At 60.4% G+C, this 22,403-nt stretch carries 17 protein-coding genes, 1 tRNA gene, 2 rRNA genes and 1 pseudogene (1 of these 21 cut by a window edge); 4 read left to right on the forward strand and 17 right to left on the reverse strand.

What is annotated here, in order from left to right; translation table 11 throughout:
* Complete coding sequence (locus AC1VON_RS33560; protein WP_483126233.1) at positions 1–936, reverse strand: ABC transporter permease; 936 nt, start codon at positions 934–936, stop codon at positions 1–3.
* Between the two features lie 146 nt (positions 937–1,082).
* A complete protein-coding gene (locus AC1VON_RS33565) occupies positions 1,083–2,678 on the reverse strand; it encodes an ABC transporter substrate-binding protein (RefSeq protein WP_483126234.1) in 1,596 nt (531 codons plus the stop codon).
* Positions 2,679–2,906: 228 nt separating this feature from the next.
* On the opposite strand from AC1VON_RS33565, the gene AC1VON_RS33570 reads away from it, so the two are divergent.
* Positions 2,907–4,373: an amidase gene (locus AC1VON_RS33570; RefSeq protein ID WP_483126235.1), complete on the forward strand. Its 1,467-nt coding sequence runs from the start codon at positions 2,907–2,909 to the stop codon at positions 4,371–4,373.
* Entirely contained in the window at positions 4,370–5,407 is a 1,038-nt protein-coding gene (locus AC1VON_RS33575) for a histone deacetylase family protein (protein WP_483126236.1), read from the forward strand. The genes AC1VON_RS33570 and AC1VON_RS33575 overlap by 4 nt, the downstream gene beginning before the upstream one ends.
* A 31-nt stretch (positions 5,408–5,438) precedes the next feature.
* Here AC1VON_RS33575 and AC1VON_RS33580 read toward each other — a convergent pair whose 3' ends face one another.
* From AC1VON_RS33580 to AC1VON_RS33635, 12 genes are all read right to left on the reverse strand, one after another.
* Positions 5,439–6,086 carry a TetR family transcriptional regulator C-terminal domain-containing protein gene (locus tag AC1VON_RS33580; protein ID WP_483126237.1) on the reverse strand — a complete coding sequence of 216 codons (648 nt, stop codon included), beginning with the start codon at positions 6,084–6,086 and terminating at the stop codon, positions 5,439–5,441.
* Between the two features lie 86 nt (positions 6,087–6,172).
* Positions 6,173–7,036, reverse strand: coding sequence for an amidohydrolase family protein (locus AC1VON_RS33585; RefSeq protein ID WP_483126238.1), 864 nt, complete (start codon positions 7,034–7,036; stop codon positions 6,173–6,175).
* A gap of 5 nt (positions 7,037–7,041) precedes the next feature.
* Positions 7,042–8,637 (reverse strand): phytoene desaturase family protein, encoded by a 1,596-nt coding sequence (locus AC1VON_RS33590; protein WP_483126239.1) that lies wholly within the window; start codon positions 8,635–8,637, stop codon positions 7,042–7,044.
* Positions 8,638–8,648: 11 nt separating this feature from the next.
* A complete protein-coding gene (locus AC1VON_RS33595) occupies positions 8,649–10,289 on the reverse strand; it encodes a class I adenylate-forming enzyme family protein (RefSeq protein WP_483126240.1) in 1,641 nt (546 codons plus the stop codon).
* Positions 10,289–11,782 carry an aldehyde dehydrogenase gene (locus tag AC1VON_RS33600; protein WP_483126241.1) on the reverse strand — a complete coding sequence of 498 codons (1,494 nt, stop codon included), beginning with the start codon at positions 11,780–11,782 and terminating at the stop codon, positions 10,289–10,291. The genes AC1VON_RS33595 and AC1VON_RS33600 overlap by 1 nt, the downstream gene beginning before the upstream one ends.
* A gap of 84 nt (positions 11,783–11,866) precedes the next feature.
* Positions 11,867–13,261, reverse strand: a complete 1,395-nt coding sequence (locus AC1VON_RS33605) for an aminotransferase (RefSeq protein ID WP_483126242.1) — start codon at positions 13,259–13,261, stop codon at positions 11,867–11,869.
* Positions 13,262–14,001: 740 nt separating this feature from the next.
* Positions 14,002–14,124: a transposase gene (locus tag AC1VON_RS33610; RefSeq protein WP_483126243.1), complete on the reverse strand. Its 123-nt coding sequence runs from the start codon at positions 14,122–14,124 to the stop codon at positions 14,002–14,004.
* Positions 14,125–14,241: 117 nt separating this feature from the next.
* Positions 14,242–14,577, reverse strand: coding sequence for a hypothetical protein (locus AC1VON_RS33615; protein WP_172348463.1), 336 nt, complete (start codon positions 14,575–14,577; stop codon positions 14,242–14,244).
* 59 nt (positions 14,578–14,636) lie between these two features.
* Entirely contained in the window at positions 14,637–15,761 is a 1,125-nt protein-coding gene (locus AC1VON_RS33620; protein ID WP_483126244.1) for an ABC transporter permease, read from the reverse strand.
* Positions 15,762–15,763: 2 nt separating this feature from the next.
* A complete protein-coding gene (gene rbbA, locus AC1VON_RS33625; protein ID WP_483126245.1) occupies positions 15,764–18,505 on the reverse strand; it encodes a ribosome-associated ATPase/putative transporter RbbA in 2,742 nt (913 codons plus the stop codon).
* Positions 18,502–19,518, reverse strand: coding sequence for an HlyD family secretion protein (locus AC1VON_RS33630; protein ID WP_206681900.1), 1,017 nt, complete (start codon positions 19,516–19,518; stop codon positions 18,502–18,504). The genes rbbA and AC1VON_RS33630 overlap by 4 nt, the downstream gene beginning before the upstream one ends.
* Before the next feature lie 12 nt (positions 19,519–19,530).
* Positions 19,531–19,833: a sensor histidine kinase gene (locus AC1VON_RS33635; RefSeq protein ID WP_483126246.1), complete on the reverse strand. Its 303-nt coding sequence runs from the start codon at positions 19,831–19,833 to the stop codon at positions 19,531–19,533.
* An 85-nt stretch (positions 19,834–19,918) separates the two neighbouring features.
* Here AC1VON_RS33635 and AC1VON_RS33640 point away from each other — a divergent pair, with 85 nt between their 5' ends.
* Both AC1VON_RS33640 and AC1VON_RS33645 read left to right on the forward strand, forming a co-directional pair.
* Positions 19,919–20,377 (forward strand): Ros/MucR family transcriptional regulator, encoded by a 459-nt coding sequence (locus tag AC1VON_RS33640; RefSeq protein ID WP_483126247.1) that lies wholly within the window; start codon positions 19,919–19,921, stop codon positions 20,375–20,377.
* Between the two features lie 133 nt (positions 20,378–20,510).
* Positions 20,511–20,807: pseudogene (locus AC1VON_RS33645) on the forward strand (integrase core domain-containing protein); the annotation flags it as partial.
* Between the two features lie 353 nt (positions 20,808–21,160).
* On the opposite strand, the gene AC1VON_RS33650 reads toward AC1VON_RS33645, so the two are convergent.
* The 3 genes from AC1VON_RS33650 to AC1VON_RS33660 all read right to left on the reverse strand — a co-directional run.
* Positions 21,161–21,237, reverse strand: a tRNA-Met gene (locus tag AC1VON_RS33650).
* A 298-nt stretch (positions 21,238–21,535) separates the two neighbouring features.
* Positions 21,536–21,650: ribosomal RNA gene (gene rrf / locus AC1VON_RS33655) — 5S ribosomal RNA — on the reverse strand.
* A 198-nt stretch (positions 21,651–21,848) separates the two neighbouring features.
* Positions 21,849–22,403 (reverse strand): 23S ribosomal RNA (locus tag AC1VON_RS33660); it runs 2,243 nt beyond the window's last position.

The following is a 22,403-nucleotide window of genomic DNA, read 5'->3' on the forward strand; positions in this document are numbered from 1 at the left end:
TCAGCGCGGGTGGAGGAGTCTGGGATTGCTGACGATCGAGATGATGTCCGCTATCAGGTTGAGCAGGATGTAGGTGACCGAAAAGATCAGCGCGCAGGCCTGAATGACTGGAATGTCGCGGTTGCGCACCGCGTCCACCATGGTCTGGCCGATGCCAGGATAGACGAAGACCACCTCGATCACCACAACGCCGGCGATCAGATAGGCGAGGTTCAGCGCAACCACGCTGGCGATTGGTCCGACCACGTTGGGCAGCGCGTGACGCAGAACGACACGAGCAGCCGATTCGCCCTTGAGATGCGCCATTTCGATGAAAGGGCGCGACATGACGCTGATGATCGCCGCGCGCGTGTTGCGCATCATATGCGCGAGGATGACAAGCGTCAGAGTCAGCACAGGCAGCACCATTCGCATGAGTTGGTCGCCCAGATGCATCGATGGCCGGATGCTCGACAACGATGGAAACCAATGCAGATTGATGGCGAAGATCAGCATCATGATGTAGGCGAAAAAGAACTCCGGGATCGAGATGGCGGCGAGGCTCGACGCGCTGAGCAGGCGGTCGAGGAAGCGATTGCGATACAGCGCGGCGATGATGCCGAGGCCGATCGCCAGGGGGACGGCTATCAGTGCGGTCAGCGCCGCCAGATACAATGTGTTGAGAAGGCGCGGCCCGATGATGTGGCCGACTGGGCGCGACGAGAAGGATTGTCCGAAATCGCCGGTCAGCGCGTGGCCAAGCCACATCAGGTAGCGCTGGTACCACGGCAGGTTGAGGCCGAGCTGCTCGCGGAACGCGGCCACCGTATCGGGCGTCGCCGAACGGCCGAGGATCGCCGTTGCGAAATCACCGGGCAACATGCTGACAGCCAGGAAGATCACAAACGATACGATCAGCAGGCTGAGGAAGCCAAGCGCCACCCTTTGCAGAAGCATTCGCGCGACCGGATGTCTCGTCGAACTCACGGCGATCCTTTCAAAGGAATCTGCCCGGCCTCGCGGACGGGCCCAGTGCCGGACGGCAATCGGCACGTGCGGATGGAAGGCGGACAGGCAACAGTTTGTCCGCCCTCTGCATCACGCTAGACCATCCACCAGCGCTCGGTCATGCGGAGATTGTCGCATGGGAAAATGCCCCCGATGGGGCCGTGACCGAGCTTTTTCGACAAGCCGTAGTTCCAGTTGACGAAAGCAAGCGTGATCATGCCGCCATCGTCATGCACGATCTGCTGCATCTCGCCATATTGCGCCGCGCGCTTGGCCTGGTCGGTCTCGGCGCGGGCGGCAATGAGCAGTTCGTTGAAGCGCGGGTTCTTCCAGTGTGTGCTGTTCCAGGGTGCGTCGGCGGCGAGCACTGTCGAGAACAACCAGTCGCATGTCGCGCGGCCATACCAGTCCACACCGCTGAACGGCTTCTTCAGCCAGACGTTTTCCCAGTAGCCGTCGTCGGCCTCGCGGACGATGTTGATGTTGATGCCCGCTTTCGCGGCTTGCTCCTTGTAGAGCACGGCCGCGTCTATGCAGCCCGGAAATGCCGCTTCGGAAACCGACAAATTGACGTCGACCGAGGTCAGGCCGGCCTTCTTGAGATGCTCCTTGGCTTTTTCGATGTTGTAGTCGTGCTGGGGTGTCGGGTCTTTGTAGAATGGCATGGCGGAGGCGACGGGAGTGTCGTTGCCCTTCTTGCCTTCGCCCAGGAAAACCTTGCGCAGGATATCGTCGCGATCGAGCGCGTATTTCATCGCCAGGCGCACATCGACATTGTCGAACGGCGCGACCGAGGTGTCCATGTCGAAGGTGAAATGGCGCAGACTTGGCACGCGCTGGATCTCGAGATCCGCGTTGCGCTGAATCGGCGGCATGTTCTTCACCTCGAGATCGTTCATAAAGTCGACCTCACCGGTGACGAACGCGTTGGTGCGTGCGGTCGGGTCGGTGATGCAGATGAACTCGAACTCGTCGAGATAGGGTTTGTTGTCCTTGTGGTAGTTCGGGTTGCGGGTCATCTTTATCGACACGCCGGGATCGAAATTCTCCAGCTTGAAACTGCCTGTACCGATGCCTTTTTGCCAGTCGATGCCGCCTCCTGCTTTGGCCTGCATGATCGACAAATGATAGTCGGCGACCAGATAGGGGAAGTCGGCGCTGCCCGAATTCAGCGTGAACACGACATTGCTGTCGCCGTCCTTGTCGATGCTGGCGACCTGAGACAGAATCGACTTGGCGCCCGATGTGGACTTTTCGCCCATATGGTGGCGGAAGGATTCCTGGACATCCTCGACGGTCAGGCTCTTGCCATCATGGAAAGTGACGCCCTTGCGCAGCTTGAACACCCATTTCCTGGCGCCATCGCTCGGTTCGAAGCTTTCGGCGAGATCACCGACAATGCTGCCGTCGGCCGCGATCTCGGTCAGGTTGTTGCATAGCGATCCGTTGAAGGCAGCCTGCGCGAAGCTTGCCGGCCAGGTGCCCGGATCGAGTGTGTCGTTCTGCGAGGCATCGGACATGCCAAAGCGCGCCGATCCGCCTTTCTTGGGTTCCTCGGCGGTCGCGAAGTTCGGGAACGAGGTGGCGCCGAGCCCTGCCGTCGCGACGAGCGCGGCGGAGCGCCCAAGGAATTCTCGACGTGAAATCTGGCCTTTCTTGAAGCGTTCGGCCCAATAGCTGAATTCAGACATGCTTCTCCTCGAAACGCCTGTTCCCCTTTTTGCCAACCGAAAAACAGGCGATTCCCGGTCGGCGCTTTGTGGCGGATACCGCTCTTGGAATGGCGGCTTTCTCCATGGTCACCCTAACGCTAGCCACCCATGAAAAGCTTGTCAATGATTTCTGATTGACCAATCAATCATGATTTGTTGATATGCCTTCGCAAGCCTGCATGACCGGTGAGAAAGGAACTCGGCCGAATGACGCTCGACCTCTGCTATCTGTCCGCCAGCGAGGCGCTTCGCCGATTTCGAGACCGCACCGTGTCGCCGGTCGAGGTTATCGAGGCGCAACTGCAGCGCATCGATGAGACAAGCGACACCGTCAACGCGACGAGTTTTGTCTATGCGCGGGAGGCACTGGATGCTGCTCGGGAAGCAGAGCGCCGTTATGGCATGACGGATGGCCGCTTGCGGCCGCTGGAAGGCATTGCGACGGCGATCAAGGATGAAAGCAACATCGCTGGCAAGATCACGACTTACGGTTCGTTGATCTACAGGAACAATGTCGCCCAGACCACGAGCACGGTCGTGCAACGCCTGCTCGACGCCGGTACTATCGTCCACAGTCGTACCACGACACCTGAATTTTCATGCGAGGGCGTCACCCATTCACGACTCTGGGGCGTCACCCGCAATCCCTGGAACCTGGATTATACGCCGGGCGGCTCCGCCGGCGGGTCGGGAGCAGCCCTTGCGGCAGGACTTACGACGCTCGCCAACGGCTCGGACATTGGCGGCTCGATCCGCATTCCGGCCTCGGCTTGCGGTGTCGTGGGCTTCAAGCCGCCCTACGGACGCAATCCTGCCTCGGCGCCGTTCAATCTGGACCCATACAATCATCCCGGCCCGATGGCCCGTTCGGTCGAGGACTGCCTGCTGATGCAGAATGTCATGTGCGGGCCGGATCCGCTGGACATTGCCTCGCTTCGGCCCAAGCTTGCAATGGCTCCCGACCGCGGTGGCATCAAGGGCTGGAAGATCGCCTATTCCCTGGATCTCGGCTATTTCGAGATCGACGAAGAGGTTCGGCGCAACACGCTGGCGGCGCTGGATGTCTTCCGTTCGCTTGGCGCTACGATCGAGGAGGTCGATCTCGGCTGGACGAAAGAGAGTGAACGCGCCGCGATAAGTCATCTTCGGACCATCTTCGGATCCTGGCTCGCGGAGTATCTCGACGATGCCAGAGGCGATCTGCTGACCGGATATGCTCGTCATTTTGCCGAGGGCGCGCGCGACAACACCTGCCAGGACTTCCTCAAGTCTATGTACACCGGCGGTGCCATGTATGCATCGCTGGGGCCGATGCTCGAGAGGCATGACATCTTCATCTGCCCAACGCTGGCGGTTCCCGCCGTCGCCGCCGATCATGATCCGTCGAAGGACAAGGTGACGATCAACGGCAAGGACGTCCACCCGTCGGTAGGCTGGCCGATGACCTATCCGTTCAACATGCTGAGCCGCTGTCCGGTGCTGAGCGTTCCGTCCGGGCGAGCCTCGAACGGCGTGCCGACCGGCATCCAGATCGTTGGCCGGACCTTTTCCGACGAAACCGTTTTCACTGCCGGCCTTGCCTATGAAGATGCGCTTGGTGGATGGTACGGGACGGCACGAGACCGGCCCGTGGTCGCCTCCACAGCCTCCGTCGCAAATCAGGTCCAGGCATGAAAACCGTATATTCTCCACTGCACGCGCTTCAGGACGCCGAGGCGGAATTCATTCGCGGCAAGCGCGTGCCGAGCTTCGAGATGCCGCGCCGCGCCGAACTCGTGTTGGCACAGGTCAAGCACGTCTTCGGCGACGAAACGATAGAGCCGCGCGACTTTGGAACGGAGCCGCTGGTCAAGGTTCACGACGAGGCGCTGGTGGCGTTCCTGTCGACCTTCTGGGATCGGTGGTCGGCCGAGAACGGGCCGGTCGATGCTTTCCCGAACGCCTGGCCGCCGCCCCGTTCGCATCGTTTGAGGACGCAGCGGATCGGCGCTGAACTCGGCCGCTTCTGCATAGACATGAGCAGCCCGATCATGGAGGGCACGTGGCGGGCCGTCTCGGCATCGGCCAATGTTGCGTTGACAGCGCAGGCTTTGGTGGCGGGAGGGGAACGCGCTGCCTTCGCGCTTTGCCGCCCACCTGGACACCATGCGGGCCGCGATTATTTCGGCGGCTACTGCTTCATCAACAATGCCGCAGTCGCGGCGCAGGCTTTCCGGGACCAGGGTGCCGCCAAGGTAGCTGTGCTGGACGTCGACTATCATCACGGCAACGGAACGCAGGACATTTTCTACGGCCGCAACGATATACTAACGGTCTCGATCCACGCCGATCCGATTCTCGAATATCCGTACTATACGGGCTATGCCGACGAGGCGGGGGAAGGCGACGGTCACGGCTTCAATCTCAACCTGCCCTTGCCCTGGGGGACCCGTTTCGACACTTATGGCGAGGCGCTCGACGTGTCGTTGTCACGCATTGCCTCGTTCGGCGCGGAAGCGCTCGTCATCTCGCTCGGTGTCGACACTTTCGATGGCGACCCGATTTCGAAATTCAAACTGCGCAACGCTGATTTCTCGACCATCGGCCGCGCTATCGCCCGCCTCGGCCTGCCGACTGTGTTCATCATGGAGGGCGGCTATGCGGTGGCGGATATCGGCATCAATGTCGTCAACACGCTGAGCGGGTTCGAAGACGTTTTCGCCAAGTGATGGAAGGCCGGAATCGTCGGCGAAAAACCGATCAGAAATCGTCCGGAAAGATCGATTTGAGATAGAACAGGCAGGCTTTCTTCGCCATCTCGCGGTCGGCGGGACCGATCGTCCCGAAAACTTGTCCAGAAATCCACAGCCCGTCGATCATGGCATTCAGACTCCGTGCCACGATAGCTGGATCGAGAACGAGCCGCCTTTGTTCCGCAAGCGCCGCGATATCGGCTTTCACGACGGCATCATAGCGCCCCTTCAATTCGGCGCAGCGCCGCTGATATTCCGGATTTCGCACCGATTCCGCCCAAAAAGCGGTGAAGACGGCGATATGTCCCGGGTTCGACTTTTCGGCATCAAAGTCGAGTGCAATCATGCCCAGCAGGCGGGCGACCGGCGAACCATATTCCGACCGGTTGAGGTTGCGGTCGTACTCTTCGACCATATGGTCGAGGGCGGCCAGCGTAATGCCTTCCTTCGATTTGAAGTGGAAGGACACGACGCCATAGCTACATCCCGCCTCCCGCGCGATGTCGTTCATCGTGAAGCCGGCCAACCCCTTGCGTGCAATGACGATGAGCGCCGCCTCCAGCAGCGTGCGTCGGCGTTCGAGCACCTGGTCCTCGCGCGTCGGCGTGCGCCGCGCGTCGGTCCGTTTTTTGGCTTTTGTTGCGGCTTGGTTCATAGTGTCTTGCGGCTTCAACCGAAAATTGTTCAATCTGGATAGCAGCTTCGACAAAGTCGGCACAAGACTTCGCCACCCGCCAAATACTAGATCTCTTCATCAAGCCCAAGGAACCGCGCGGCGTTGTCGTGCAGCCATTTGCGGCGTACGGCCTCATCGATCGCCAGCGCCTCGACCTCGCCAAGCGCGCGCTCGGGCGCAAGCATCGGAAAGGCAGTGCCGAAGATCATCTTGTCCTGGAGCAGCGTGCGGCCATATTGCAGCAGCGGCTCGTAGCCGGAATGGGCCTTCGCCAGCAGTGACGGGCGCACCGCGAGAAGTCCTATCCACAAATTCGGATGGCGCCAGGCGACGCCGATCAGCTCGTTGACCCAAGGCCAGCCTGGCGGCGATGCACAGACCTTCATCCCGGGAAAATCGACCATGACCTGGTCGAGATATTCCGGTTTGCCGAACCGCATCGGTGTGGCCGTCGAGAAATTGATGCCGCAATGAATGTTGACCGGGATCCCTAGCTCGATGGCCTTTTCGTAAAGCGGATAAAGCAGCCGGTCGTTGGGGCAGAGTTTCAACTCGAAACATTGCAAATTGAGTCCGCGCAGGCCCAGCTCGCGCACGGCGCGCTCCAGCTCCTCGACCGCCGGCTTGCCCTTGTGCGGGTCGACGCCGGCGAAACCGATGTAGCGCGGGCCGTTCGCCGTGCAGAATGCGGCGACGGTCTCGTTGGAGATCTTGAAGCCGAATGTTGTCTCAACGTCTCTCGCCTTGACCACGACATGCCGCGCCGCGAGCCTTTCATAGGTGTCGAGATAACCCTGCAAGTCCTTCGCCGCATCAGAATCGGCCGAGAGCTTCTCGCTGGCCTCGTAGACACGACGATAATTCTGCAGGTGCGGCGCGGCAACACTGAAGCCCGGAGATGGCGGCCGGCTCGAGAAATCGATCCACATTGGTTCTACTTCCACTGCCGGCGTTCGGACAGGATGACGCGCGCCGCATTGTGACCGGGAACTCCGGTGACGCCGCCGCCCGGATGTGTCGAGGCGCCGCACTGGTAGAGCTTGCGGATCGGCGTGTGGTAGTCGGCATAATGCGCTGCCGGGCGCTTGAAGAATATCTGGTCGGCACTGATCTCGCCATGATGAACGTGCCCGTTCGGCAGATCGAATATCTGTTCGAGATCGAGCGGCGTCAGAATCTGACGATGCAGGATTCGCTCTTCCAGGTCTGGGGAGTGCGCGCGCAGCACCCGCATGGCGGTTTCGTACAGTTCTTCGCGGCGACTGTTCCAATCGCCGTCGCGCAGTGCGTAGGGGGCGTGGCCGCCGAAAATGTTCATGACATGGTGACCGGCAGGCGCCAGCGACGGATCGACCACGCTCGGGGTTTTGACGATCAGGAACGGGCGCTCGGCAATCCTGCCATAGCGCGCATCGTCATGCGCCCGGTCCATATAGTCGACGCTGCCGCCGATGGTGAGCTGGACGGGATAGTCAAAACCAAGCTCCTTCGTCGACAGGCGAGGGAAGGTCGGCAGTCCGTCGAGGGCCAAGTTGATGCGGAAGACCGTCGATTGCGACCTGAAATTCTCGATCTGCCTGATGAAGCCTTTGGGGAGCAGATCCGGCGACAGGAGCTTCAGGAACGTGGTCTTGGCGTTGGCGTTGGCTATCACGATGCTTGCATGGATCGTTTCGCCGGACGCCAGCTGGACGCCTTGGGCCGCGCCACCGCTAACGAGGATTTTCTCAACGTCAGCGTCGGTGCGGACCACCATGCCATGCGCCTCGCCAGAACGGCGAATGGCGTTGGAGATTTCACCCATGCCGCCCTTGATGAAGCCGGACGGACCGGCGGGCGTCGTCTGGTCGCGCACCACCGAGCGCACCAGCATGTAGCCGGATCCGGGCGAGCGCAGGCTGGAATTGCCGCCGCCGCCGCCGGCGAAGAAGCCAAGCACCAGCTTGACCTCGTCCGATTCGAACCAACGGCTCAGCAAATCGTAGGCGCTGAGCGTCAGAAGGTCGTAGATGTCATAGAATTTGGAACCGATCTTTCGGAAGCGCCAGGCGAAGCCGATCAGTCTTGCCAAGTCCCTGGGTGTCTTGCCGCCCGGATCGACAGGGGTCTCGAACAGGAGCTGCTTGAGGAACGGTGCCACGCCCAGCAAGAATTCCCGATAGGCCGGATAGGCGGCGGCGTCCTTGCTGGAGAATTTAGCGATCTCGGCGCGGAATTTCTCGGGCGATCCCCACATCGTGAAGGTGCGGCCGTCTTCGAACGGAAAGACCGCGGGCGGCGGCTCCAGCACTTCGAAGCCATGCTTCTGCAATTCCAGGTCCAGAATGACCTTGGGCTGCATGAGACCCATGATGTAGGAAGCGGTCGAAACCTTGTAGCCGGGCCAGACTTCCTCGGTCACCGCGGCACCGCCCACAAGCTTGCGCCGTTCCAGCACGCAGACCTTGACGCCGGCCCGCGCCAGATAGGCGCCGCATACAAGGCCATTGTGACCTGCGCCGACAATGACCGCATCGAATGTCTTCGCCATCATCGCATCCTTCACAGCCAGCGGTTCTCGACACGGTCGAAGCTTCCGGCGCGCAGATCGTCGGCTTCCTTGGCCAAAAGCTGCTTGGCGATCTTCAGCGAGACGGTGCGCGGGAACTCGTCCCGGAAGGCGTAGAAGCGCGGCACCTTGAAAGGCGCCAGCTGCCGCTTCGCGGCCTCGATGATGGCGGCCAGCGTCTCGGCACTAGCGACCGCTTCTTCCCGCAGCTTGATGTACGCCTTGACCTCCTCGCCGCGAAGCGGGTCCGGAACACCGATGACAGCGGCCTCGGCGATCACCGGCATGGCATTCAGCACCGACTCGACTTCGCGGGCGGCGATGTTTTCGGCGCTGCGCCGTATCATGTCCTTCTTGCGGCCGACGATGCTGTGGAAACCATTTTCATCGACCCGGAAGAGATCGCCGGTGCGGAACCACCCATCGGAAAACACCGAGGCCGTCGCTTGCGGATTGTTGTAATAACCCAGCATGATACCCGGCCCGCGGATGAGCAGTTCGCCGACCTCGCCTGCCGGCAGCGTGCGGCCCTGCTCGTCGACCACCTTGCACTCGCGGAAGGGGCAGGGAATGCCGCAAGAGCCGGAGCCGACCATGTCGGACCGCTCGATCGGCATGAACATCGCGGGGCCGACCTCGGTCATGCCGAAGGCCTCGCGCGCGTTGAGATCGTAGCGTTGCTCCAGGTCCGCGTGCAGGTCGCGTGGGACGCCGTAGACATTGGCGCGGACAATCTCGTTGCGAGCGTCGTCGGCGTGTCGTGGCTGGCTGTGGAGCACCCATGGCAATAGACAGAAGTTGATGCGATGCGTGCGCACCCATTCCATGAAGCGGCTGGTGCTCTGGCGGGCGGCGACGAAGAGCGTGCCGCGCTGATAAAGCGTCATCAGTAGCAGCCATTGCGGATCCATGTAGAAGAACGGCGTCGAGGCCAGGATGCGCTCGTAGCGGCGGCCGTCGCGAAAGGCGTTCACCTTGCCGCTGCTGATCCAGTAGCGCTGCGTAAGCATGCAGCCCTTGGGGAAACCGGTGGTGCCGGATGTGTACTGGATGTTGAGGAGGTCGCCATGACCAACCGGCGCCGGCGCATCGAACGTTTCGCGCGGCTGCGAGGCCAGTTCGTACCACGCAACGGCGCCGGCGGCCTCGCCGTCCACTACCACGGTGTGTGCCGGCGCAACCCGGATCAACCCATCCCTGCGGCAACTCTCCACGATCTCGATGCAATCGCCATGAGCGATGATGAAGGACACATCGGCATCGTTGACGACATGGGCGAGTTCGCGCTCGCGATAGTTGACATTGACCGGCACCATGACCGCGCCGATCCGCCCCAGCGCCAACCATGCCAACGGCATTTCGGGAACATTCGGCAACATTACGGCGACGTGGGTGCCCTTGACGATGCCAAGCCCCACGAAGCGGGATGCAAGGCCGTTCACCACGCGACGCATTTGCGCGTAGGTGATGTTCTGGCCGGTCTCGAAGAAGTTCCACAAAAGCTGATCTCCGGCCGCCGCCGCGGCTTCGTCGATCAATGCACCGATGTTGGCCGGCAAAGGTTCAACCTCGATGCGCCGCCGCCGTTCGGCGGCATCGGGAACCTGATACGAAAGAACCTTCAGCCGGCCCATCAGTGGGCGAACCACATCGCCTTGAGGTCCGTGTATTTCTCCATCGCATGGATCGACTTGTCACGGCCGAAGCCCGATTGCTTGAAACCGCCGAAGGGCACCGACATCAGCCCCCGGTCGAAACAGTTGACCCATACAACTCCAGCTTTGATGGCCTTGGCCGCGCGATGCGCCTTCTTCACATCGTTCGTCCACACCCCGGCCGCGAGCCCGTAGATCGTGTCGTTGGCGACGGTCATGGCCTCATCGAAGTCGCGCACCGTGATGGTTGCGAGCACTGGACCGAAAATCTCTTCGCGCGCGATCTTCATCTGGTTGGACACGCCGTCGAAGATCGTTGGTTCGACGAAAAAGCCGCCGCTGTCCTGGCGGACGCGATTGCCGCCGGCGACGATCCTGGCGCCGCCGGCGACGCCATCCTCGATGTAGCCCATGACGCGGGCCAGTTGCTCTTCGGTGACGATCGATCCCAGTTTCGTAGACGGGTCGAGGGGATCGGCCGGCGAAAGCGCCGCCGCCTGCTGAAGCAGCTTTTCGAGGAACCTGTCCTTGATCTTGTCCTCGACAATCAGCCGCGAGCCCGCATTGCAGACCTGTCCGGAATTGGCAAAGATGCCCGCCGCGACGGAACGCGCCGCGGCATCGAGATCGTCGCAGTCCGCCAGCACCACCTGCGGCGATTTTCCGCCGAGTTCCAGCCCGATGCGCTTGATGTTCGACTGACCCGAATATTGCATGAAGTAGCGGCCGACTTCCGTGGAGCCGGTGAAGCCGACGCAATCGACGTCCATGTGAAGCCCCAGCGCCTTGCCGGCGACGTGGCCGAGGCCGGGCACGACATTCAGCACTCCGGCCGGCAGGCCGGCATCGATGGCGAGTTGCGCGATGCGCAGGGCCGTGAATGGCGACTGTTCAGCCGGCTTCAGGATAACCGAGTTGCCGGTGGCAAGCGCTGGACCGAGCTTCCAGGCGGCCATCGAAAGCGGATAGTTCCACGGCACCACCGCCGCCACAATACCAACCGGCTCGCGCACAACGATCGTCGTCACGTCGTCGGCCGTCACGGCAACTTCGCCGTAGACCTTGTCGATGGCCTCCGCGTACCAGGCAATGCAGTTGGCGGCGCTTGGGATGTCGCCATTGGTGCTGTTGGCGATCGGCTTGCCAACGTTCAGCGTCTCCAGAAGACCGAGTTCCTCGCGGTTTTGCAGGAGCAGTTCGGAAAACCGCAGCAGCACCTTCTTGCGCTCGGCGGGGGCCGCACGAGACCACGCGCCGGAATCAAAGGCCTTGCGAGCCGAGATGACGGCCGCGTCGACATCGGCAGTGCCGCAGGCCGCCACCTCGGCGATGATCTTGCCATTGCCGGGATAGACGCAATCGAAGGTTTCGCCCGAGATGGCATCCACATAGACGCCGTCAATAAAGGCTTTCGTCGGCAACTGCGTCTGCTCGGCGCGCTGATGCCAGTTCGGCTTGTGTTCAACGTTCATGACTGTCTCCGTCGCGTCGGCTCGATAGAAGAGGATACTTCCGTATTTCGATTGACTGGTCAATCAGATTTTACGTCCGCTGGCTCATACAAGCTCTCCGGCCTCGATCTCCGCGGCCGTGCGCGCTATGCCTTCGCGCAGGATGCCGATCATGTCGTCGATCTGCTCCCTGGTGATGATCAGCGCGGGAGACATCACGCACATATTGCCGAGCGGACGCACGATCAGGCCGAGTTCCGCACAATGGGCGTCGATGCGCGCGCCGATCCGTTTGTCGAAATCGGTGACATGCGGCGACGACGGGTCGACCAGGCATTCGACGCAGCCGACCATGCCGGATGCTCGGATGTCCGCGACCAGCGGAAGGTCGGCCAAACTGTGGAGCCGCTCCGCGAAATAGGCCGAGATTGCGTGCACATGCTCCAGTATGCCGTCCTTGTCGATCACCTCGATGTTGGCGAGCGCGGCGGCGCAGCTCACCGGGTGGCCGGAATAGGTGTAGCCGTTCGAGTAGTGGCTTCCCCTGGCGTTCTCGCCGCTGACCTTGTCCAGCAGGCGCTCGGAGATGGCAAAGCCGCCGAGCGGCACATAGCCGGAGGTCACGCCCTTGGCGAAGGTGATGATGTCGGGGACGACACCGAACACCTTTTCCGACGCGAACCATTCGCCGCAGCGGCCAAAGCCTGTCACCACCTCGTCGGAAATATAGATGATGTCGTGTTCCTCGCAGACCGCCTTGAAGCGCGCGTGATAACCCTTCGGCGGGATGATGACGCCGCCTGATGCCAGCAATGGCTCGGCCAGGAAGACCGCCACCTTGTCCGCCCCGATGCGCGCGATCTCCTGCCGGAATTCGTCCACCAGCCAGTCCAGAAACTGGGCTTCGTCTTTGCCTCCGGCGAAGCGGATGTTGGGACTCGAAATGAACGAAATTCGCTCCGAGACAATATCGAAATTCGGCCAGTTGCCAGCACGTCCCGAGCAGGCAGCCGTCAGCGCCGTGCTGCCGTGATAGCCTTCGCGCCGCACGATGATGTGCTTCTTCTGCGGGCGTCCCAACACGTTATTGTAGAACTCGACGAACCGCAGCGCCGAGTCGACCGCGGTCGATCCTCCGGTGGTGAAGAAGATGCGATTGAGATCGCCCGGCGTCAGCGCGGCAATTCGCGCCGCCAACTCGGCGGCGGGAGAATTCGTCGTGTACCAGGGCGAGTTGTAAGCCAGCCGGAGCGCCTGCCGCGCAATGGCATCTGCAATCTCATGTCGGTTGTAGCCGATCTGCGTGCACCACATGCCGCCGGGGCCGTCGATCAGTCGACGCCCTTTTGTATCCACCACGTAGATTCCCTCGCCATAGGCAATAACTGGGCGCGCGGAATGCCCGAGTTTTTCCATGGCTTCAGCTGGCGACAGCAGATGCAGTCGGGCGGCCTCTTCCGTTTCGCTGGCATTCCACTGCGAACCAACTAGCTTGTTCATAAAACCTCCGAGCCTCCCCAGCCCCGTCCTGCAATTTCGGTCGACAACTCCTTCCTGATAAGCCGATGGTCATCGGAAAGTCAACAAACTGATTGATTGGACAATCAGTTTGTTGACTTTCGCTTCGGGCACGCCGCGTGCTTCTCCTGTGGTCACGCCTTTCGGGGGTCCGTCCTGCTCCGACGGGATTGGTCGCCTCCCGGTGGGCGCCGCGACTTCGCTGGTTTCGACCGCGGAATCATTCGGTTTTCGATATGGGTGTTCACCCTTCGAGATTTGTCGCCGAACGGCGTGAGCAGGAACAGGCGATCGAACGGTGTCGGACGCAATACAAGCGCCTCGAGGATCACCTCCGGCGATGGACCTGAACAAGCTCCGATGGACGTATCGACAATGCCTTCCATGATCGCATGTATCGGCCGGCGGACCAAGATATTGCCGTTCAGGGAGATCTGCGAAAGAACGGCAAGCGTGTCGCCTCGATCTCGGTGCGGATCGGCAATACTGAGACGATGTCAACGCGCGAGCACGCGGAACGGCAAAATCGTACCTCGCCGGCATGCCTCCCTTGAGCGCGTCATGCATCCAATCCAGCACCTCCCCATCAAAATGGAGCCTGTCGAGCAGCGCGGCGGAACGGGATCAAGGGCGCCAACCTCGCCATCATCAATGCGGGCACGATCAGCGGCGGCGCGTCGGTACATGTGGCGGAACGCTTATAGCCGGCAAAGCCATCGAGTTCATCGCAACACATTCTCATGGAAATCAAGAACACGGGCCGCTTGCGCCACCCCAGCGCCGCGATCCTTCACCAGGCTCACTGCCTCAAGGTTGAACTGGCGGATGAACTTCCTTCTCCGCATTTCCACTCTCCAATTCCGTTAAACACCCTGTCTCGGTCGACGAAACCGGCGGCAGGCCATAGCCTGCCACCCTGTTTGATCAGCGTTGGCCAGCCGTGTTGTATCCGGCACCTGGCATCAGTCGAGCTTCTTGGTCGAAGATCGAGTAAAGATGCTGCGGAGCTTGGGAAAATAGAGGATTACAACTGAGACCACCAAGATCGTCAGGAGTAAAACCACAAACTGCATGATCATGTAGCCGATTTGATCGCGCGGCATGAACCAACCAGCCACGATACCGGCGCCAGTCAGGAGAATGCGAATGAGCCAACTCATAATGATGGAATCCAGTGGTTGTTCACCGTCAGCATATCGGGTTCTGCCCGCCAGACTTTGCTTTGGATCAAGTGCATATGATGGCGTTGGCTCGGTGTGAGGAGAAACGAGAGGGCGGTGACGAATGACCGGCGGCACGGCAATTCAGGGCAGTCTGCTCACGACAACGCCCATATGCCCACGGGCGGAGATCCAGCCTACTGTGACGTCGCAATGGAGCGCCTGAATAGGAGCAGGCTCGCGACGAGAAACGTTACTCCCATCATCAGCACGGTCGCGAACTCCTTCCATACGATTGTGAAATCCGCCCCCCGGGAGACGATCGCCTGCATGAAGCTGACGTAATGTCGGGAAGGCAGGAACCACGTCACGTACTGAAGCCATTGGGGTTGATTCGCGACGGGTGACATTCCCCCCGACAACATCATCATCGGCATGACGACCATCATCATCAGTAGCGCGAACTGCGCCATCGTGCGTGCGAGCGTACCGAGAAAGATGCCGATAGCAGCCGCGGCAAAGACGTAGATGGTCGTGCCAAGCATCAGCAGGCCCCGCGAACCAGCGATTGGAACGTCGAGCGCTCCCTCCACGACCAGCAGCAAAGAGCAGGCGAATGCGACGATGATCACGAGGCCGTTCGCCCAGACCTTGGCGAGCGCGATCTCAAATGCCGTGAGGGGCATCACCAAGAGATGCTCGATGGTGCCGTGCTCGCGCTCGCGCAGCAGCGCCGCTCCGGTCAGGATGATGACCAGCATCGATAGCTGATCGGCCAGGCTCACAATCGACTTGAACCAAGATTGTGTCCCCCCAGGATTGAAGGCTCGACGAATGGCAAGATCGGAGGAGAGCCCTCTTGTTTCTTCGAAATCCTTCCGGTACCGGGCGACCTCATTGGTCACCATGCTCTGGATGTAACCAGTACCGAGTGCGGCCTGCTGCGAGGCTGTGGCGTCCACATTCACCTGGATCTCGGTGTCACGCCCCTTTCTTGTGTCTTTCTCGAATCCCGGGGGTATGACGACGATGAAGGTGTAGAGCCCCTCGTCCATCGCGCGGTCGATGTCGGCGGCACTAATGGTTTTGACGGTCTGGAAGTACGGCGGATAGAACAACCCGGCGATTGAGCGAGAGAGCTGCGATTGGTCCTCGTCGACAATGCCGATGGCGGCGTTGTTGACAGTCTCGCCAGCACCGGTCGACTGCGTGTAGATGCTGAAGCCAAACGACCAGATGATGAAGAGGATCATCGTCAGGTCCTTTGCAAGCGCCCGAAGCTCCTTGGTGCCGAGCCAGAAGATGTTGGAGAAGCTGAACATCGTCACTTCTCCTGTTTTTTCAGGAAGATCATTGAAAGCATCAGAAAGGCCGGGGTGAACAGCGCAAGCGCCAGCAGATCCGTCCTCATGTCGCCAAGCCCAAGCCCCTTGGTGAAGGCGCCGACGCTCATGTGTGTGTAGTAGGTCGTCGGCCACAGCCTGCCCATGAGGCGCGCGCCGCCCTCGAGCGTCGAGACGGGCTGCATCATCCCCGAGAATTGCATCGTTGGCAGCATCGACAAGACCGCGCCGGCGAAGACCGCCGTCACTTGGCTCCTAGTGAGGGTCGAGATGAAAAGTCCATAGCCAGTGGCGGCCGCGGTGTAGAGCAGAGCCCCAAGGGCCAGGACCATGCCGTTGCCCTTGAGCGGAACCCCAAACAAGAACAGGACGGTCGCCGTCAGGATGACGAAATTGATCATTCCGACGCCGAGATAAGGCAGCTGCTTGCCGATCAGGAATTCCAGCCGGGTCGTTGGCGTGACATAGAAATTGGTGATCGTGCCGATCTCCTTTTCCCGTGCGACGCTCACCGCCATCAGAATCGCCAGGAACATCATCAGCAGCATGGCCGGAAGCGATGGCCCGATGGAATAGATGCTCTCTCCTGTCGGATTGTAGCGATAGCGGACCTCGAGCGTCGTGGTGGGACCGGATGTGGATGGGGTGCTCGCCTCACGGCTTCTTTGCTCGGAAAAGAGGGCGTGCGCCTGCTGTACATATCCCTCGATGGTCGCCGCCCTCGTGGTATTCGCGCCATCGATCCACGCCGAGACCTGCCAGTCGGAGCCGCGCTTCATCATACGGCCGAAGTTCGACGGGATCTCGATAGCGAGCTCGATGTCGTTGGACTTCAGGCGGTCTTCCATCGCCTGCACGTCCTGGATCGGCGACCGCTCCGTGAAATAGGGGGAACTTGAGAAACCGCTGAGATACGCCCGGCTTTCGGGTGTGTTGTCATGGTCGAAGGCCGCGTACGTCAGGTTGGTCACGTCGTTCGACAAGCCGAAGCCGAAGATCAGCATGATGATGAAGGAGCCGAGGAAGGCGAAGGCGAGCCGAACGGGATCGCGCATCAGCGACAGCATCTCGCACTGCGTGTAGGCGAACAGGCGCCGTAGCGGCATAAAGCGCGGGCGATCAGGCGAAGCGACCCGCGCTTCCTGCCAGACCGGCGGCGGAACTTGCTGTGTGGCTGGCTCGGATCGAGACCCCTCGGCTTCCTCGATATAGGCAATGAAAGCCGCTTCGAGATCGGCGCCGTTCTTGGAGGCGATCACATTCCCCGGTGTTTCGCACACGAGCACGCGGCCTGCATGCATCAACGAGATGCGGTCGCAACGCATCGCTTCGTTCATGAAATGCGTGGAGACGAAGATGGTCACATTGCGGCTTCGCGACAGGTCGACCAGCAGCAACCAGAATTCGTCTCGCGCCTGCGGATCAACACCGGAGGTCGGCTCATCGAGTATGAGGATATCCGGATCGTGCACGATCGCGACCGCGAGCGAGAGGCGCTGGCGCACACCGAGCGGAAGGGAATTGGCCTCAGCATCCGCATAGTCTGTAAGTCCAACCTGCTCAATGAGCGTTGCGCTGCGGTCGGCGGCATTGCGCAGATGGAACAGGCGGGCGTGCAGAAGAAGGTTCTGGCGAACCGTCAACTCGCCGTAGAGAGAAAAGGATTGCGTCATGAAGCCCACGCGCCGACGTATCGACAGATCCTTCGCGTCGACTGGACTGCCGCACACCTCCGCCTCGCCCTCACTCGGTGCAAGAAGCCCGGTCAGCATCTTCATCGTTGTGGTCTTGCCGCAACCGTTGGAGCCAAGGAAGCCGAAGATCTCGCCTTTCTCGATGGTGAAGCTGACACGATCGACCGCGGTGAACTTACCGAAGCGGCGGGTCAAGCCCTTCGCCACGATCACCGGTTCTTCGGCGCTCGGCTTGCGCGGCGGAATGACGAAGCGCTTGTGTTTGCTCTGCTGCCCTGGCTGCAAGGCGACAAAAACCGATTCAAGATCTTGCTCGCCGGTAGCTTTCCGTAGCTCGTCGGCGGTGCCGAAGGCCAGCACTTTCCCATGATCCATCGCGACCAGCCAATCGCATTGGCTGGCTTCGTCCATGTAGGCGGTCGAGACGACGACGCTCATCGCCGGCCGCTCGCGGCGCAGGTCGGCGATGAGTGTCCAGAATTGTCGCCGCGAGAGAGGATCGACACCCGTCGTCGGCTCATCGAGAATGAGAAGGTCGGGATCATGGATGAGCGCGCAGCACAGTCCCAGCTTCTGCTTCATGCCGCCCGAGAGTTTCCCCGCGGGACGGTCGAGAAAGGGCAGCAGTCCCGTTGCGCCCGCGAGCTTGCGAATGCGCATATCTCGCTCACCCGCATCAAGACCAAACAGCCTGCCAAAGAAGGCAAGGTTCTCCGCAACGCTTATCTCCTGGTAGAGGTTCTTGCCGAGCCCCTGCGGCATGTAGGCAATGCGCGTACAAACTGCCTGGCGATATCTGGCACTGGCCATGCTGCCGTCTAGGACTTGGACCGTCCCCATCTGCAGCTTGCGCGCGCCGGCGATCAGACCAAGCAGGGTCGACTTGCCGGCGCCGTCGGGGCCAATGAGGCCCGTCATCCGGCCACTGGGCAGATCGAACGACACGTTGTCGAGCGCCAAGACCTTGCCGTAGGCATGGGTCACGCCGGTGATCCGGGCAGTCTGGCCAGCCGGTGCCGCCATCGTCATTTCACCGCGTCCAGGGGATCACCCGGGAAACGTTTCTGCAGGGCGTCCGGCCAGTCGGGCGGGTTCGGCTCGAGTCGGACATAGCCGGTGCCTCTCGCCCCGGTCTTTACCTGCTCGATGTGATCTTCGACGAGGCTAGACGGAATGCGCAGCTTGACCCGGAACATCAGCTTGTCCCGCTCGCTGCGCGTCTCGATCTGCTTTGGGGTGAACTGGGCTTCGGGCGAGACAAAGCTCACCTTGGCGGGCACGGCGAAGTCGGCGCCGTCGAACTGGATGCGAGCCTGCGAGCCAACGGGAACCCTCATGGCCTGCTCGGAGGTCAGATAGATCTCCATGTAGATCTCAGAGAGATTGACGATCGTCAGGACTTTACCGCCGGCGCTGACGACTTCACCGGGATTTGCAAGGCGATAGAGGACGCGGCCCCTGACTGGTGTTGCGAGGGCCGCATCTGCGATTTGGGCATCGGTCTGATCCACCACAGCTTTCGCCGCATCAATTGAGCGCTCTCTGGCAGTCACATTCCTTTCCGCTGCCTCAAGAACAGCGCGCGCGGAATCGCGCTCGCTCTGGTACTGATCGCGTGTTTGCTCGCTGACAGCACCTGTATTGGCGAGTGTGAGAGCCCGGCGGAGGTTGGCCTCCTTGAGCGTTAATTCAGCCTGCCGCTGGGTCACCGTCGCCTTCGCCTCGAGCAGCAAAGCTTCCTCGGAGGTCTGATCGGCGACATACTTGGCACGCTCGGCCAGAAGTTCCGTCGTATCGATCCGGGCGAGGATCTGCCCGGCGGAAACCAAGTCGCCCTCTTCGACAAGCACGTCCCGCACGCGGCCGGCGGATTTCGCGGAGATGTCGACCTCATCGGACTCGATTCGGCCGTTGCCCGATACCAGCCCATCCGGCAACTTTCCTTGCTGGCTCTGCCACCAATACCAAGCGCCGCCAGCACCGGCCGCCACGATCAGGACAAAGATCAGAACACTCGTCGTCGATGGGCGGCGGATCTTCACAAGTGATTACTCCTAGGGTTGACCTACAAGAGGAGGAGAAATCGCTCTGGGTCCTTGATTCAGCTCAAACTTTGATTTTTCCAGAACCGCATCGAAAACGACTGTCTGACAAAGACGGCCGCCATGGCGGTTCTCCAGGGTTACGGTCCCACCGTAACGCTCGATAGTTTCCTTCGCGATGGCGAGACCAAGGCCGGCACCTGGAATTGATTGCCAGCCGCCCGGGTCGAAACGAAAGAACGGCTCGAACGCCTTGTTCAGCAGCTCATGCTGGAGGCGGATCTCGCCACGACGAACTGCCGAGGAGCGATCCACTTCCCGCGCGTGTGCGATCGGGAGGCGATTGCGTCGTTGATCATCAACCAATAGAGAGGGGACGAATCAGACAAAAGGACCATGGATGACCAACCAAACCGATACCCGCGCTGCCGAACTAGCTGAGTTAACTGCCGACATTGTCTCAGCGTATGTCAGCAACAATCCTTTGCCGGTGTCTGGCTTGCCGGACGTAATAGCATCGGTTCATGCTTCGCTGTCCAGACTTGGCACGCCGATCGCGCCTGTCTTTGAACCGCAAACTCCCGCGGTCAACCCGAAGAGATCGGTGACGCCGGACTTCATTATCTGCCTCGAAGACGGCAAGAAGTTCAAATCCCTCAAGCGGCATCTTAGCACGGACTTCGGCCTGACACCGGACGCCTATCGCGCCAAATGGAACTTGCCGCACGACTACCCTATGACAGCTCCGAATTACGCAGCTCAGCGCTCGCAACTGGCGAAGTCCATCGGGCTTGGCCGCAAGGCTGAATCCGCCGTACCAGCCAAGAAGGCACCTGCAAGACGGAAAGCCAAGGCGTAGTCCGCAACCACCTGCCGCAACGTGAAGACTCAGCTATGTCTGGAGAGCGGCGGACCCTGAAAATGACCGTCAGGCCGGCGCCATTTGAGCAACCTCCCAGCGAGGGCGCCGGTCTTTCTCCTATCGGGGCGCCTTCGAATACGCCTGCGCCAGTAACGACATCAAGCACCGCACGACCAAGGCCAGGCATCCGTGGACAGGTCGAGAGGATGAACCGGACTATCAAGGACGCCACCGTCAAGCGCTTCTACTACGAGGCCATGACCTCCGCACCCATCTCGCCGACTTTGTCGCCGCTTACAACTTCGCCCGCAGGCTCAGGACCCTCAAGGGTCTCACACCCTACGAGTTCATCTGCAAGCCGTGGGCATCACAACCGGAACGATTCAAACTCAGTCCGCCCCCGCAAATGCCGGGACCAAACATCTAGTCACCGATGGCGCTCTCAAGAAGCCCTGGAGTCCGCTTCTGGAAATTCTCCAGAAGCGCGGCGCACCGCACGAGGCGGAATCCCTCGATCCGTGGATGGTTCCTCGACAGGTTGAGCCGTATCCAGTGTAGATAATTGGCTCACACGAGGATCATTCCCACAACGCAAAAACCGCCCCGGTTGGACCGGGACGGTTATTGATTTATGACAAAATTGGTTTTGGGGACAGGATTTGAGTTTTCTGTCCTCGGCGTCGGCTTTGCCTCCTTGCGGGGCCCTGATGACAGGTTCAAATCGGCCGGCCGTGACAGCAAAATACAAAAGAGCCCGCACAAGGCGGGCTCTTTTGTATTTGGTTGCGGGGACAGGATTTGAACCTGTGACCTTCAGGTTATGAGCCTGACGAGCTACCGGGCTGCTCCACCCCGCGTCAACCCTCAGCAAGCGTTTGCTTGCTGATCTAGGCAAGCATTTTCTTGCCGAACTAAGCAAGGGTTTGCTTGCTGATCTAAGCAAGCGTTTTCTTGCTTTGGACGTAAGCGCACACCCACGAATAGGATGGCCTACAAATAGGTAGATGGCTCACCAAATGAAAGGGCCGCTTACGCGGCCCGTGTTTCCCGTTGGCGGGCCTTGTTCGTAGAGAGAAGATTTCATCACATCGACCCAAAAAATCGGCTTCGATTTCTGGAAGGTACGATGTGACACATAAAACGTGCATTTAGCAGACCTGGCAGCGACCTACTCTCCCGCGTCTTGAGACGAAGTACCATCAGCGCTGGAGCGTTTCACGGCCGAGTTCGGAATGGGATCGGGTGCAGCCGCTCCGCCATAACCACCAGGTCGGCAAAACGCACGTTGTTCGAGAAGCTGTTTTCTGTGCCAAGGCGACGTTTGCGTTTTGCTAACGGGCAAAGCCCGCAAGCGCGACTGCGCGCCGCCGGTTTTCCGGCGCCCTCGCGGAGCATAGGCCCGTAAGGGCCGCTCATGCGTGAGCGCTGGTAAGACCATCGTATTTCACGATGAGCATAAGGAATGAGAACGATCAAGCCGATCGAACTATTAGTACCGGTAAGCTTCAAGCGTTGCCGCTCTTCCACACCCGGCCTATCAACGTGGTCGTCTTCCACGGTTCTCAGGGAATACTCGTTTTAAGGTGGGTTTCCCGCTTAGATGCCTTCAGCGGTTATCCCGTCCGGATATAGCTACCCTGCTATGCGGCTGGCGCCACAACAGGTCCACCAGAGATCCGTCCATCCCGGTCCTCTCGTACTAGGGACAGATCCTTTCAATATTCCTACACCCACGGCAGATAGGGACCGAACTGTCTCACGACGTTCTGAACCCAACTCACGTACCGCTTTAAATGGCGAACAGCCATACCCTTGGGACCTGCTCCAGCCCCAGGATGCGATGAGTCGACATCGAGGTGCCAAACAACCCCGTCGATATGGACTCTTGGGGGTCATCAGCCTGTTATCCCCGGCGTACCTTTTATCCGTTGAGCGATGGCCCTTCCACGCGGGACCACCGGATCACTATGACCGACTTTCGTCTCTGCTCGACTTGTCAGTCTCGCAGTCAGGCAGGCTTATG

The sequence above is a fragment of the Mesorhizobium sp. HAY1-8B genome, assembly GCF_056868045.1.